Source organism: Marinigracilibium pacificum, assembly GCF_012926615.1.
Classification (GTDB): Bacteria; Bacteroidota; Bacteroidia; order Cytophagales; family Cyclobacteriaceae; genus Mangrovivirga; species Mangrovivirga pacifica.
Genome location: NZ_JABBNU010000002.1, coordinates 452573 through 466115, shown reverse-complemented (window position 1 = coordinate 466115; position 13543 = coordinate 452573). Strand labels below are relative to the sequence as shown.

General features: G+C 34.1%; 15 protein-coding genes. 13 read left to right on the top strand and 2 right to left on the bottom strand.

What is annotated here, in order from left to right:
* The first annotated feature begins 105 nt into the window (after positions 1–105).
* From HH304_RS04620 to HH304_RS04610, 3 genes are all read left to right on the top strand, one after another.
* A complete protein-coding gene (locus HH304_RS04620; RefSeq protein WP_169678314.1) occupies positions 106–1344 on the top strand; it encodes a peptidase C69 family protein in 1239 nt (412 codons plus the stop codon).
* Positions 1345–1455: 111 nt separating this feature from the next.
* Positions 1456–2457, top strand: coding sequence for a serine hydrolase domain-containing protein (locus tag HH304_RS04615; RefSeq protein WP_169678312.1), 1002 nt, complete (start codon positions 1456–1458; stop codon positions 2455–2457).
* Positions 2458–2540: 83 nt separating this feature from the next.
* A complete protein-coding gene (locus HH304_RS04610) occupies positions 2541–3098 on the top strand; it encodes a DUF1572 family protein (protein WP_169678287.1) in 558 nt (185 codons plus the stop codon).
* 3 nt (positions 3099–3101) lie between these two features.
* Here the strand turns inward: HH304_RS04610 and HH304_RS04605 are convergent, their stop codons facing one another.
* Entirely contained in the window at positions 3102–3473 is a 372-nt protein-coding gene (locus HH304_RS04605; RefSeq protein ID WP_169678286.1) for a DoxX family protein, read from the bottom strand.
* Positions 3474–3509: 36 nt separating this feature from the next.
* Positions 3510–4217 carry a ZIP family metal transporter gene (locus HH304_RS04600; RefSeq protein WP_169678285.1) on the bottom strand — a complete coding sequence of 236 codons (708 nt, stop codon included), beginning with the start codon at positions 4215–4217 and terminating at the stop codon, positions 3510–3512.
* 195 nt (positions 4218–4412) lie between these two features.
* On the opposite strand from HH304_RS04600, the gene HH304_RS04595 reads away from it, so the two are divergent.
* The 10 genes from HH304_RS04595 (at position 4413) to HH304_RS04550 (ending at position 13289) form a co-directional block, all read left to right on the top strand.
* Entirely contained in the window at positions 4413–4934 is a 522-nt protein-coding gene (locus HH304_RS04595; protein WP_169678284.1) for a lactoylglutathione lyase family protein, read from the top strand.
* A gap of 125 nt (positions 4935–5059) precedes the next feature.
* Positions 5060–5593, top strand: a complete 534-nt coding sequence (locus HH304_RS04590; RefSeq protein WP_169678283.1) for an STM3941 family protein — start codon at positions 5060–5062, stop codon at positions 5591–5593.
* 149 nt (positions 5594–5742) lie between these two features.
* Complete coding sequence (locus HH304_RS04585) at positions 5743–6075, top strand: hypothetical protein (RefSeq protein ID WP_169678282.1); 333 nt, start codon at positions 5743–5745, stop codon at positions 6073–6075.
* A gap of 40 nt (positions 6076–6115) precedes the next feature.
* Positions 6116–6763, top strand: a complete 648-nt coding sequence (locus HH304_RS04580; RefSeq protein WP_169678281.1) for an alpha/beta hydrolase — start codon at positions 6116–6118, stop codon at positions 6761–6763.
* A gap of 109 nt (positions 6764–6872) precedes the next feature.
* Positions 6873–8096, top strand: a complete 1224-nt coding sequence (locus HH304_RS04575) for an MFS transporter (RefSeq protein WP_333908738.1) — start codon at positions 6873–6875, stop codon at positions 8094–8096.
* A 32-nt stretch (positions 8097–8128) separates the two neighbouring features.
* On the top strand, positions 8129–8536 hold the full coding sequence (locus tag HH304_RS04570; RefSeq protein ID WP_169678279.1) for a putative signal transducing protein: 408 nt from the start codon (positions 8129–8131) through the stop codon (positions 8534–8536).
* Positions 8537–8659: 123 nt separating this feature from the next.
* Positions 8660–10198: a serine hydrolase domain-containing protein gene (locus HH304_RS04565; protein WP_169678278.1), complete on the top strand. Its 1539-nt coding sequence runs from the start codon at positions 8660–8662 to the stop codon at positions 10196–10198.
* A 38-nt stretch (positions 10199–10236) separates the two neighbouring features.
* On the top strand, positions 10237–10881 hold the full coding sequence (locus HH304_RS04560; RefSeq protein ID WP_333908737.1) for a YdeI/OmpD-associated family protein: 645 nt from the start codon (positions 10237–10239) through the stop codon (positions 10879–10881).
* Between the two features lie 186 nt (positions 10882–11067).
* Positions 11068–12186 carry an SPFH domain-containing protein gene (locus HH304_RS04555; RefSeq protein WP_169678277.1) on the top strand — a complete coding sequence of 373 codons (1119 nt, stop codon included), beginning with the start codon at positions 11068–11070 and terminating at the stop codon, positions 12184–12186.
* A complete protein-coding gene (locus HH304_RS04550) occupies positions 12186–13289 on the top strand; it encodes a hypothetical protein (RefSeq protein ID WP_169678276.1) in 1104 nt (367 codons plus the stop codon). The genes HH304_RS04555 and HH304_RS04550 overlap by 1 nt, the downstream gene beginning before the upstream one ends.
* The last annotated feature ends 254 nt before the right edge of the window (positions 13290–13543 follow it).

Sequence of the window (13543 nt, the reverse complement as noted above, 5' to 3'; positions counted from 1 at the left end):
TAACGGTGCCCTCACATATAAATAATATTTATTTCAAAACACTTTACTCAGGACAAAAACTGTATTATTTTGATAGAATTGTTTTGATTACTAAAACAAACTGAGATGTGTGATACCTTTACTTTTTTCAGCAAGAATAGAAACGGACATTCCTTTTTTGCAAAAAACTCTGATCGAGATCCTGGTGAACCCCAAATTATTGAAATAATCCAGGACGCAAATGCGAACTTTGAAACTGATTTTCTCACTGAGCATCTCCCGAAGTATAATAAGCAGCTTGATATTCTCAAAAAAGTGTTTCAAACATTTGATCATCCCTATTCAGCAATTATCTCAAGACCAACATGGATATGGGGTGCAGAAATGGGAATCAACGAAAAAGGAGTTTCTATAGGAAATGAAGCTGTTTTCTCCAAAGAAAAAACAATTACTGATGGCCTGCTGGGAATGGACATACTTCGTCTGGCATTACACAATTCATCAACAGCAAATGAAGCTTCAAATATCATCACTAGCTTAATCGAAACCTATGGTCAAGGAGGTAATGGCAGCTATTCCGGATCACTTATTTATCATAACAGTTTCCTTATTAAAGATGATGACAATGCAATAATTATTGAGAGTTCAGGTAAAAACTGGGTCAGAAAGGATGTTACTGATTTCGATTCAATAAGTAATTGCTATACAGTTAATGAAGATTATTCTATATCGAGCGAGGCTTTTCAAGACATTAATCTGAAAAAATCTATTGAGAATAAGTTCTATACTTTCTTTTCAAAAGGCGACATCCGTCAAAGCTATACTAAAAATCAAATTGAGAACTGTGATAAGCAGCTTCATGATGTTTTTGAAATACTTCGTTCTCATATTAGTAAGGATAATAAATTTAAAAGTGGGATGCACTCAATATGTGTTCATCCAGGAGTTTTAGTCAAATCAGAGACTACCGCAAGCATGGTAGTTGACTACCGCAAGAACTTTAATATTGTTTGGGTAACAAGCTCTCCTAACCCATGCGTTTCAGTATTTAAACCAATAATACTGACTAAGAATGCCGATGCTTTTCCAATATTTTCATCTGCTAATGAATCCTTAGCATATTTTAAATCAAACAGGAAAATTTCGGAGTATATGCTTAGGCATAAACAACTTTTCAGTAATAAAATAAAACCACTAAGAGATGCTCTTCAAAGTCAATTTATTGAGATAATATATGGGGGAATTGAAAACAAAACTGAGGATCAATTAATAAAGGACTGTCAAACATGTTTTGAAACGGAACAAGAATACAAAGACAAAATAAAACAACTTATCCCCTACCCTCAGGAGATTTCCAGCATTTAAACTTATCATCCAGGGCACCAAAATAACACACTTGATCGTTGAATTTTTATCAACTTTCAAATATACAATCCATTGATACAAAAGAATCTCTCTTTTATCGTAGTATACCTGATGATTAATTTGCTGTATGCTCAATCAGGAACAGATATCATAATTTCATCCTTAGACAAAATTGAACAAAACAAGGATTTCAATGGCATAGTACTTATTGCAAAAGATGGCAACCCAATTCTAACAAGATCTATCGGTTATGCAAATTTTGAAGAAAGTATCCCGGTAGATTTAAACACACCTATTCACATAGCTTCTATATCCAAGTCATTTACTACGATGGCATTGTTTATTCTACAAGAAAGAGGTTTACTCGATTTCAATGATAAAGTTTTTAAATACATACCTGACTTCCCCTATCAGAAAATAACAATCAGACAGTTAATGACAAGTTCTAGTGGACCTAAAAGGTTATATAATAAAGCTGTCGATGATAACAATGTAGTGACAATTACCAGCATGATGGGTTATTTCGAGACAGTCCAGCCAAAACTTGCTTTCACACCCGGAGATGAATTCCTGTCAAGTGTTGCCGGATATACTGTATTGGCTGCCGTAATAGAAAAAGTAACGAGTGAATCGTTTGAACAATTTCTAATCAAGGAAATATTCAAACCATTACAATTTGAAAATACTTTTCTTTTGAGTTTGGCAAATAAGGAATATCCTAGGGCTTTAAATTACAGTAATAATGAGAAGCCAAAAGATTGGTTTGCTGGTTCATACCCCGGTGGTGTAAGCATTTATTCTTCAGCTAGCGATTTGTTAAAATGGGATCAGGCACTATATACTAACAAACTAATTTCTTACAAACTGCTTGATCAATACTTCGAAAAAATCAAAATGAATGATGGCTCAGCTTCAAATTTAACACTGGGTAGCTGGATGTATTGGAAAGGCAATGAAAACCAAATATTCAAAAATGGACAATGGGTAGCAAACTCATCAACTCTATGGCGAGACACCAAAACAAGAACTACAGTTATCATTTTAACCAATAAAGAAAACAAAGTTTCAAAATTCGATTTGATGGATATGATTCTTCCAGCTTTAGGATATTAACCATACCACCAGCAACCTTAGTTAATTTAGATTAACTTTATAGAGGTTCCGAACTCCAAATATCCCACATTAGCCCCTTTATTATGACTCCCGATCAGTTAATCCAAACCCGAAAGTTATTCGACTACTATAAATCAGTTGGTGAAAAAACATTTGAACAGCTTGAAGAAAATGATCTCTTCTGGCAATACAATAAAGAGTCAAATTCAATTGCAATCATTGTAAATCATTTGTCTGGAAATATGCTTTCCCGATGGACAGACTTCCTCACTTCCGATGGTGAAAAAGAATGGCGTAATAGGGATCAGGAATTTGAATCGGTGATCAAGTCTTCAAAAGAATTACATACAAGATGGAATGAGGGGTGGAATTGTTTATTCGAAGCACTGGATTCAATTAATGAAGTAAACATCAACACTACTGTCTTAATAAGAAACCAGGAGCATACCATTTTTGATGCCATCACCAGGCAGTTAGCACATTACTCCTATCACATTGGTCAAATTGTTTATATCGGAAGAATGATTAAATCAAATCAATGGCAAAGTTTGACTATACCTAAAGGAAAGTCTGAAGAATATAATAAAGCTAAATTTAGCAAAGGCCAGCATGGAGGCCATTTTAGTGATGGGATTAAATAATTTTCATAATCCAAAAATACCAGGCTTACGTAAAAATGTCCCTATGAAAAACAATGAGGTCACCATTATTCCCGGTAGAGGAAACTCCCCCATAGCCAGCTCAGCAACAATAATTCCTCCACAGTAACAGCAAACGAGTAAAAATCCAATATTCGAAAAACGAGGAATCCAGTATAAGATCACCGCAACCACTTCGATAAAACCTATCATTTTCATATAGGGCAGCAGGTTAATTTTATCCAGGGCTCCGGCAAGCTGTTCGGCACCTCCAAACTTCATCACACCACTAAATAGCAGAACTAGGCTTGGTAAAATTGAAATAATAAGCCCGGACATTTTTCTGATTTTACTAATATTCGATTCGAAAAGTGCCATAATTAGGATTTAGATTTAAGTCTCATTCCAATATAATCAAATTATCTTTTCACCAATAATTCCCACCAGAAATCCCAGACATGCACCCAGAGCAGAATAATGCGAGTTCTTTAATTTACTTTCCGGAATAATATCCTGTGTCAATAAATACAATATCCCTCCACTGGCAAATGTCATCAGATAAGCAGTCAGATCCGGGTGGTCACTCAAAAAAGCATGACCGATATATGCACTTGGAATTCCAAATAAACTTATTATTCCAAATATTATAAATGTCTTTTTAACAGAAAACCCACTTAACACAAGGTCACGAAAAGAGTTAAATGCTTCAGGTAAGTTTTGTAAACCAATTATTACAGCCAGCAATTTAGTAGAGGACGATTCAGAGGCGAACATTGCTCCTAAAACGATAGATTCAGGAATAAAATCCATCAGCATTGCCAATAACATAGAAACCTGCCCTCCCTTTTGTTTCAGGTATTTATCAAGAAACAAAAATGTAATCGACCCGGCCAGAAAGGTTAAGATATAAGGTAATATTTCAAGTTCTTCCATTCCTCTCGGAACTAGAACCAATGAAAGAGCTGCTAAAATTATTCCCGCTCCAAACGACATCATAAAATGAGTGATGCCATATTTCACAGGCTTTTCCAGTTTATGATGCTCAAATGAATTTGCCAGTAATCCACCAATAAAGACGGTTATACCAGCGAGAAGCGAATAAATAATTAACGATAGACTCATAGCTCAATTAAATGATTAATATATCAAACCACTAATACTCAACTTATTAATATTCTGATTGAAATTTTAATCAATCCATTAAATTCTCATTTACTATTAATAAATTTAAAGTAAGCAGGTTTCCTGATTTAAATGCCCTACCCCATACCTGAAATGACCTGCATTAAATTTCTCAATTAATTAAATCTAAGAACAATGAAACTATCATCATATCCAAGGTCATTTTCACATATCGGAATTACAGTGCCAGATATTAAAAAAGCTGTAGAATTTTATAATGAAGTAATGGGCTGGTATATAATTATGTCGCCCTCTTCAATAAAAAAGGAAAGAGAAACTGCCATTGGACAAATGTGCATTGATGTATTTGGTGAAGATTGGGGTGAATTTGAAATTGCTCACATGGCAACATCAGATGGTATCGGTATTGAGTTGTTCTGTTTCCCCCACGGAAATAAAGAAAAACCTAAATTCAATCCATTTAATACCGGACTCTTTCATTTTTGTGTTCAAGATCCTGATATTGAATCTCTAGCAAATAAAATCGTGGAATATGGAGGTAAACAGCGAATGCCAATCAGAGAATATTACCCTGGTGAGAAGCCATATAAAATGGTTTATGTAGAAGATCCGTTTGGAATAGTTTTTGAAATTTACACTCATAGTTATGAACTAACTTATTCTTCCGGAGCTTATCAAAATGGGGAAGGAAATTGAACAATATTCAATAACAATATAACAAACTAAAGACTAATCTCAATCGGGTATATTTACCCCTATAAATATTTGGAAATCAGAAAGAATCTAATTTCTTTAGCCTCCTGTTTTCAACTTCAACCAATATGAATAATAAAATCGAAATCCAGTTAAGTAAGACTAAAATAATATTGCTGCTTATTGGGTCACTTGCATTTGTTATAGCCGGAGTATTTTTCATTTTAAATCCGGAAATGTTTTCCCGATCCATTTTTGGAAATCAATTAATAGTAAGAATCATTGGCATATCAGCCATTCTGTTTTTCGGGCTTTGTTTAATATTCATTTCAAGAAAATTATTTGATAATCGCATTGGGTTTATCATAGACGATAAAGGAATCACTGACAATTCAAATGCCTTCGATATCGGATTGATAGAGTGGGAAGACATTGTAAGAATCGAAACCCTTCAAATTGCTTCGACAAAACTTATAATGATTGATACCATTAAACCAGAAAAATATATTGATCGTGCTAAAAATGGTATGATGAAGAAAGTCATGCAATCAAACTATAAAATGTATGGTTCACCGATTTCCATTTCAACCAATGCACTTAAAATAAAGCATAATGAACTTGAGGCAATTTTATTAAAAGAGTTTGCTATCAGACAAGGGTAAAATTATTTTTAATCATATTTTTGCTTTTAAAAAGCTTCCTGTTATTTTCGTTTTTTTTGGGAAAGTATCGAAAATTAATCAGCATGTTAATTAGGCCATCCTGGCATTAAGAGCTACTATTTGAACATCGATTATTAACTATTGAAACTATGAACGATCAGAGCGTGAATCAACAAGAAGTTGTAAATCAAATCTATGACTATACAGCTAACCTGATGTATAATGAAAATAAAAGTGCCACAGAAACTAAAAGTATATTAGTTGGTGAAGGTATGGATGAAGAGACTGCATCAGTAGTAATTAACAACCTACAACAGCAATACCAGGAAGCAAAAAAGAAACGGGCTGGAAAAGACATGATTTATGGTGCCTTATGGTGTATTGGAGGGCTTATCGCTACTGTTGCTGATATAGGATTTATCTTTTGGGGAGCAATTGTATTTGGTGCAGTCCAATTTTTCAGAGGTGTAGCTAACATGTAAATTCATAATAGGAATTACAACTATATCAACGAATACCAAATTGAAACTATATGCTATCAGTGGGCTTGGGGCAGATAAGCGTGTTTACTCATGCTTAAATTTAGATTGTGAATTAATTCCTATTGATTGGATAAAACCAAAAAAACACGAATCACTTAAGGATTATTCATTAAGACTTTCGGAAATAATTGATACTGATTCTGAATTTGGAATAATCGGAGTTAGCTTCGGAGGACTGGTTGCAGTTGAAATTAGTAAAATTCTAAATCCCAAAATAACCATATTGATATCATCAGCTGCCACAAGAAAAGAAATCCCTTTGATTTATCGAGTCACAGGGAAATCCGGAATTCTTAGTTTGATTCCAAAAAGATTATTTAATCCTCCACGAGGAATTGCAAGAGTTTTATTTGGGGCCAGGAACACAACACTTTTAAATAAAATCCTTGAGGACACTGATTTAAACTTTGCTAAATGGGCTGTAAACGAAGTAGTAAACTGGGATAATTCTACACAATTAACCAAACTCATTAGAATTCATGGCGCAAATGATAAGTTACTTCCCTGGAAAGGATCAGGTAAAGTTCATTTGATCGATGGAGGAGAACATTTCATGATTGTTGACAGAGCTGAAGAAATTAGTGAGTTTATTAATAAAGAGTTAAAATCGCTTCAAAATATTGATTGAATTGTTTCAATCAATACTGATTAAATTTAATTTTGAAAATACTTTTTAGGAATATCAACCATTTATTAGAGTTGTAAATTTTGACTCTCTAATCATTTTTATTAGTCAAATGAAAAAAACGTTAAACCAATCATACCCTAAAGGAACATTTCAATATGCATTTTCAAATTTACTGGAGCGAAGTTCTTTTTACGGAATCCGTGCTCTTTTAACTCTATATATGGTTAAAAGTTTCCTGAAAATGGAAGATGTTGAGGCTGCTAAAATTTATTCTGTTTTCACAATCTCAGTTATACTTTCTCAATTCATTGGTGCAATTGTTGGTGATTTATTAATTGGAAATAAAAAAGCTATAATTACTGGCATGTTATTACAAGCATGTGGAGCTTTTTGCATTAATTTGCCTTATAAGGAGGCATTTTTCATTAGTTTATTTCTTATAGCAATTGGTGGTGGATTATATTCACCAAATCTTATTTCAAGTTTTGGAAAACTTTACTATGATAAAACAAAACTTTTAGATTCAGGTCTAACAATATTATACCTAATACCCAAAGCAGGTTCATTTATAGCTCCATTAGCTATTGGATTTATTGGAATCAAATTTGGGTGGCAACCTGGATTTATTACCTGCGGAATTATTGCACTTCTATCATTAATACTCTTTTTAACTATAAAAATAGAAAGAAATGAAAAGGTTGTAAGTCAACAACCTTCAATAAATAACCGCACTGTTAATATTGTTATTATTTTCATACTAGTTGGTTTATTCTGGGTAATTTATGGTATTGCATCCTTCCAAAGTAATTATATCTTAAATCAATTTAATCAGATCACAACAATATTTAGCTTTGAAGAATTGTGGTCAACAGGAAGTCTTTTATTAACTATCCCGTTGAGCATAATAGCTATATTTCTATGGAAAAAATTCTATAGCCGGCCTTTTTTTAAACTAATGACAGGAGCTATTTTAGTCATGATTTCATTTGGCTTATTATATATGATCCCAGAATATCCAAATGAATTACATTTCTTATTTTATGGTATTTCAGTTATATGCCTTAATGTATCTCAAATTTATATAGCTCCAGTTCTTCACTCGGTAATATTCCAATACAGTAAACCTAAATTCTTTACCATTCTAATAAGTTTTGCATCAATCCCGACTAGTTTATTATCTATAATAGTAACATATTTTGGAAGTGATTTATATGAAAGCACATCAACTCAAATTTTGATTGGGCTAACTGCTATTACTGGACTAAGTGTAGGTATTATCTATATTTACCTTTTGAGAAATAGGAACCAAAAATCACAAATCGAATATTTATAATTCTGATTTTTCAACCTTAAACAACACCACACTTGGAACTTGTACTATTAACTACCTTCGACAATGCTGTTGACGCTCATATTTTAAAATCAAGGCTTGAAAGCGAAGGCGTTGAATGCTATCTCTATGATGAAAATATAGTAGGCATGAACCCGCTTTTTAGTCATTCAGTAGGTGGCATTAAGCTTATGATCAACAAAAAAGATGCTGAAAATGCTCTTAAGATATTGTCTGAAATTGAAAACTCCCCCATAAAAGACGATAATGATCAAAGAGTTAAATGTCCGAATTGTGGATCTGAAGATATTTATGACAGATTCAAATCGATGCAGGGAATTAAAGGAGTTTTATCAGCAATTGTGTCATTTCTATTTATGGTATTCCCTATTTATTACAAGACTGTTTACAAGTGTAAATCTTGTGGGACGGAGTTCAAATAATTGCAATTACCTTCCAGAGTATATCTATACCACTGGTATAATAAATTACAACAACTAATGAGTTTAAAGTTGATAGAAGTTGAGTATTAGTATAATTTGTACTTATCAATAATCAGCTCAACTATGAACGTCAAAACTCCAGTTGGTTTTCTAACTTTCCTTTCTTTAAATGCTAAATTAAATCCAGCGTCATTTATTGTTTTAGCTTTATTTATATTCAACCAGAATCTATTTTCTCAGTCTTTAAGTGAAATAACCAAAGAGATAGTTAAAGCAGACAGTCTTCTATTTGAAGAGTCATTTAATAAATGTAATACAGATGTGTTGTATGACATTATTGATTCTGATTTTGAATTTTACCATGACCAATCAGGAACTACCTATGGTAAGGAGATTTTTATAGAAGGAATTAAAAAGAACATTTGCTCACTTTCATATCGTCCATTTAGAAAGCTACTCCCTGAAACAAATGAAATTCACCTTTTAAAATCAAATGGAGAAGTTTATGGCGTTTTACAAAATGGTACTCATGAGTTTTATGCTGTTGAAGAAAATAAAGATCCATACATTACCAGTATCGCAGAGTTTAGTCACCTTTGGATTAAAAAAGAAAGCGGCTGGCAGTTAAAACGGGTATTAAGCTATAATCATCAAAACCCTGAAACACCTACTGGCAATGCTATTACACCAGTTTTTGATGACACTAAAAGTATAGAGAACTGGTTAAAAGAAAACAAAGTTCCTGCTTTAGGCATGGCAATACTGCAAAACAACACATTGCAAAAAGTAGCAGTTTATGGTGAGCTAGAAGAAGGCAAAACAGCACCCATTGATGCGATATTTAATGTTGCATCACTAACAAAGCCCGTTATCACAATGTTAACCTTAACCCTCGTTGAACGCGGGCAATGGAACCTTGATGAACCTCTTTACAAATATTGGGTAGACCCGGATGTAAAGAATAATCCCCAAAGCAAAAAGATTACCACCCGACATATCTTATCACACCAATCCGGGTTTAAAAACTGGAGAATTGAAAATGAATCCGGCATGCTTCAATTTGATTTTGAACCGGGAAAAGGATTTAATTATTCCGGAGAAGGATTCCAGTATCTGAAAACAGCAATAGAATCAAAATTTCAAACCAGGATTGAAATCCTTGCCGACTCGCTACTATTTGATCCATTAAAAATGAATAATACACAGTTTTACTGGTCAAAATCAATTGATGAAAACCAGTTTGCAAAATGGCATGATATGAACGGAGGGCAGACTTATGAAACATACAAAAATACTGAAGCCAATGCCGCAGATGACCTACTGACTACAGTAGAAGATTATGGTCGCTTTGCCGAATACATTCTTAAAGGGGCTAACTTATCAACGGAATTGTACCAACAAATGATAACTCAACAAAATGATACAGAAAACAATATCAAGATCGGGTTAGGCTGGGAAATACTCCCAAAACTTATTGGTAAGGAATATGCTCTCCTTCATTCAGGAAGAGACAAAGGTGTTAATACTTTGATTATGCTTCTCCCAGAAACAGGTGAAGGCATAGTTATTTTCACTAATGGCGATAATGGTAAAAATCTGTTTTTCAAGTTAATTGAAGAACACTTATCTTTAGGCAAGCAGATTGTTGGAAAGGCTAATTAATCATTTACTAAAGAGTGAATTAACCTAAATTAATATCTATGGAAATGAATACTTCTGTTGAAAACTATTTTGTTGAAGGTTGCGGAAGGTGTTCTCTGGGTGGTACACCAGATTGTAAAGTTCATAAGTGGACCAAAGAACTTGAACTGCTACGGACAATACTTCTTGAAAGCGGACTTACAGAAGAATGTAAGTGGGGTGTTCCTTGCTACACATACCATGGAACCAATGTTATTTTGCTGAGTGCATTCAAGGAATTTTGTTCGATAAGTTTCATGAAAGGTTCATTATTGGCAGATTCAAAGAACCTCCTTGACAAGCCCGGCAAAAATTCTCAAGCATTCAGGTTGCTTAAATTCACCAGTCCTGATCAGGTTACGAAAATTGAATCTGATATCAAGGCCTATATTTTCGAGGCAATTGAAGTTGAAAAAGCCGGATTAAAAGTCAATTTCAAAAAAGAACCCGAGCCGATTCCTGAGGAATTATCTCAAAAATTTGAGGAAGATCCAATGCTAAAATCTGCATTTGATTCACTAACTCCTGGCAGGCAACGAGGATACATTTTATTTTTCTCCCAGCCAAAACAATCTAAAACCAGAATTTCAAGAATAGAAAAATGTGAAGAAATGATCATGAATGGAGTAGGCCTGCATGACAAATACCAGGGACGGAAAAAATAATAATATTCTTGATCAACACTATTTTATTGATGAGTAAGGAAATCTGAATTAATAAATGTGTTAAACACCAATAAATTATTATTTTGTGGGCCGGATTTACTTTTTGGCTATTTTTTTGATAAGAGTAAGATTCAACTAACATTTTTTATAACAACGATTACTGAAACAACCTTTTAATATACAATCATGGGAATATTTGATAAGCTACGTAATGAGTTCATCGACATTATTGAATGGACCGATAGCTCAAACGACACATTAGTTTACCGCTTTGAAAGACATCAAAACGAAATAAAAAACGGTGCTAAGCTTACTGTAAGAGAAGGTCAGATGGCTGTATTCGTAAATGAAGGCCAGATTGCCGACATTTTTGAACCGGGCATGTATACATTAAATACAGAAAACCTACCAATCCTTTCTACATTAAAAGGTTGGAAATACGGGTTTAACAGTCCGTTTAAAGCTGAGGTATATTTTGTAAGCACAAGAAATATTACTGCTCAAAAATGGGGCACTAAAAACCCGATAACACTAAGCGACAATCGCTTTGGAATGTTTGAAATCAGAGCATTTGGAACATACGTTCTTAAAGTAGATGATCCAAAAGTATTCTTAAGAGAGATTGTAGGTACTGACGGACATTTCACGACTGAAGAAATTGCTGAGCAGTTAAAAAGTCTTATTGTAACCAGGTTTACTGATGCTGCAGGTGAGGCAGAATTCCCTGTTGAAGCTTTTGCCAGTAACCTGAATGAACTTTCAGAATTTATTGCTGAAGCAATAGGACCAGATTTTGCTGAGTATGGAATCAAAATTACAAAGTTCCTGGTCGAAAACGTGTCTATGCCTGAGGAGATCAAGAAAGAGATCTTCGAGCTTAGCCGCTTAAACGCCATTGACCTAAATAAACTGGCTCAAATGAAGGCTGCAAAGGCAATGGAAAAAGCAGCAGAAAACCCTAGTGGAACAGCTGGAGCAGGCATGGGAATGGGTATGGGCTTTGCAATGGCTAACCAAATGGGAAATGCCTTTTCTCAAGGTCAGCAACCACAAGCACAGCAACAGCAACCATCACAGGCAACTCCTCCACCGATACCACCAGCATTAACATTTCATGTTGTGATCAATGGTCAGCAGGCAGGTCCTTATGATATGAACACCTTGAAGCAGATGGCTTCTCAAAATCAATTCACAAGAGAAACTCTGGTATGGAGAGAAGGCATGGCTAACTGGGCTGCTGCAAACACCTTATCTGAGCTTGACAATATATTTGGAAGTGTTCCTCCACCAATACCAGGACAATAATGGAAAATATTGAAGTAAATGAATTACTAGTTGACTCCTTTGCTTGTACAGGGTGTGGTGCGGAATTAAAATATAAACCGGGAACACAAAATTTACATTGTGAATACTGTGGTACCGAAAATGAGATTCCTCAGATTGAAGATGAAATAATAGAGCAAGACTATTATGCAGTTCTGGAAAGTAAATCTAGTTCAGAGCCTACAACTATAGAGAGCTTTGTGAAGTGTGAAAGTTGTGGAGCTTCATCTACTTTGGAGCCTAATATAACTTCAGCTTTCTGTCCGTATTGCTCTACACCATTAATTCTTGACCATGTACATGAAGAAGAAGTGGTAATACCGCAGTCAATTCTTCCATTTAAATTAGATAAGCAACAAGCAAAATCTGAATTCAAAAAATGGATCGATGGCTTATGGTTTGCGCCAGGTGATTTGAAAAAAGCAGTTCTTAGTTTTGACCATTTCAAAGGAGTTTACGTTCCATATAGAACTTTTGATGCGGACACTGTAACACAATATGTAGGCCAGCGAGGTGAGTATTATTATGTAAACGAAAGCTACACTACCACTGAAAATGGTCAGACAGTTACCAAAACCAGAAGAGTTCAAAAAATCAGATGGTATCCGGCAAGTGGTACGGTAAGCAAGTTTTTTGATGATATTCTGACAGTTTCTACCAAGTCACTACCTGAAAAGTATATCGATAATCTGGAGCCATGGGATTTACAAAACCTGACTCCATTCGATAAAAAGTATGTTAGTGGATTTATCACCGAGAAACACAATACGGAACTAAGTCATGGATTTGAAAGAGCCAAAGAAAAGGCTGATGAACAAATAAAAATTTTAGTGCAAAGGGATATTGGTGGAGATACACAGAGAATTCTTTCTCTTAATTCCATTTACAATGACATCACTTTTAAACATATTCATCTACCGGTTTATGTTAGTGCTTTTAAATTCAAAGACAAACTATACCAGTTTTTGGTCAATGCACGAACAGGTGAAGTTCAGGGAGAAAGACCTTACAGCTGGATTAAAATCGTAATGGCTGTAATTCTTGGATTGATAATCATAGGAACAATTTTCTTCTTCTTAAAATAGAAACCTATAATACTACCATTAAAAAAACGCCTGAATCGGGCGTTTTTTTTATCACATCGTTGATTTTACCTACTTGTTAATCATATTAAATTTCACTTTGTAATTCTATTAAGAATCTTAACTTCTACACACTAATTTTATTGATACCTTCGTTAAGTCTAAATAGTAAGAGCAACATTACCCTAATTGGAGTCAGACCCCTTGTGTTATTAAATTATTAAAATCTAATAATTCGATTGATTACCAAAATCAGT

What these genes read in the sequence shown, in the direction of transcription:
- HH304_RS04620 (WP_169678314.1), top strand. Translation starts at nt 106, where the DNA reads ATGTGTGATACCTTTACTTTTTTCAGCAAGAATAGAAACGGACATTCC.
- HH304_RS04615 (WP_169678312.1), top strand. Translation starts at nt 1,456, where the DNA reads ATGATTAATTTGCTGTATGCTCAATCAGGAACAGATATCATAATTTCA.
- HH304_RS04610 (WP_169678287.1), top strand. Translation starts at nt 2,541, where the DNA reads ATGACTCCCGATCAGTTAATCCAAACCCGAAAGTTATTCGACTACTAT.
- HH304_RS04605 (WP_169678286.1), bottom strand. Translation starts at nt 3,473, where the DNA reads ATGGCACTTTTCGAATCGAATATTAGTAAAATCAGAAAAATGTCCGGG.
- HH304_RS04600 (WP_169678285.1), bottom strand. Translation starts at nt 4,217, where the DNA reads ATGAGTCTATCGTTAATTATTTATTCGCTTCTCGCTGGTATAACCGTC.
- HH304_RS04595 (WP_169678284.1), top strand. Translation starts at nt 4,413, where the DNA reads ATGAAACTATCATCATATCCAAGGTCATTTTCACATATCGGAATTACA.
- HH304_RS04590 (WP_169678283.1), top strand. Translation starts at nt 5,060, where the DNA reads ATGAATAATAAAATCGAAATCCAGTTAAGTAAGACTAAAATAATATTG.
- HH304_RS04585 (WP_169678282.1), top strand. Translation starts at nt 5,743, where the DNA reads ATGAACGATCAGAGCGTGAATCAACAAGAAGTTGTAAATCAAATCTAT.
- HH304_RS04575 (WP_333908738.1), top strand. Translation starts at nt 6,873, where the DNA reads ATGAAAAAAACGTTAAACCAATCATACCCTAAAGGAACATTTCAATAT.
- HH304_RS04565 (WP_169678278.1), top strand. Translation starts at nt 8,660, where the DNA reads ATGAACGTCAAAACTCCAGTTGGTTTTCTAACTTTCCTTTCTTTAAAT.
- HH304_RS04560 (WP_333908737.1), top strand. Translation starts at nt 10,237, where the DNA reads ATGGAAATGAATACTTCTGTTGAAAACTATTTTGTTGAAGGTTGCGGA.
- HH304_RS04555 (WP_169678277.1), top strand. Translation starts at nt 11,068, where the DNA reads ATGGGAATATTTGATAAGCTACGTAATGAGTTCATCGACATTATTGAA.
- HH304_RS04550 (WP_169678276.1), top strand. Translation starts at nt 12,186, where the DNA reads ATGGAAAATATTGAAGTAAATGAATTACTAGTTGACTCCTTTGCTTGT.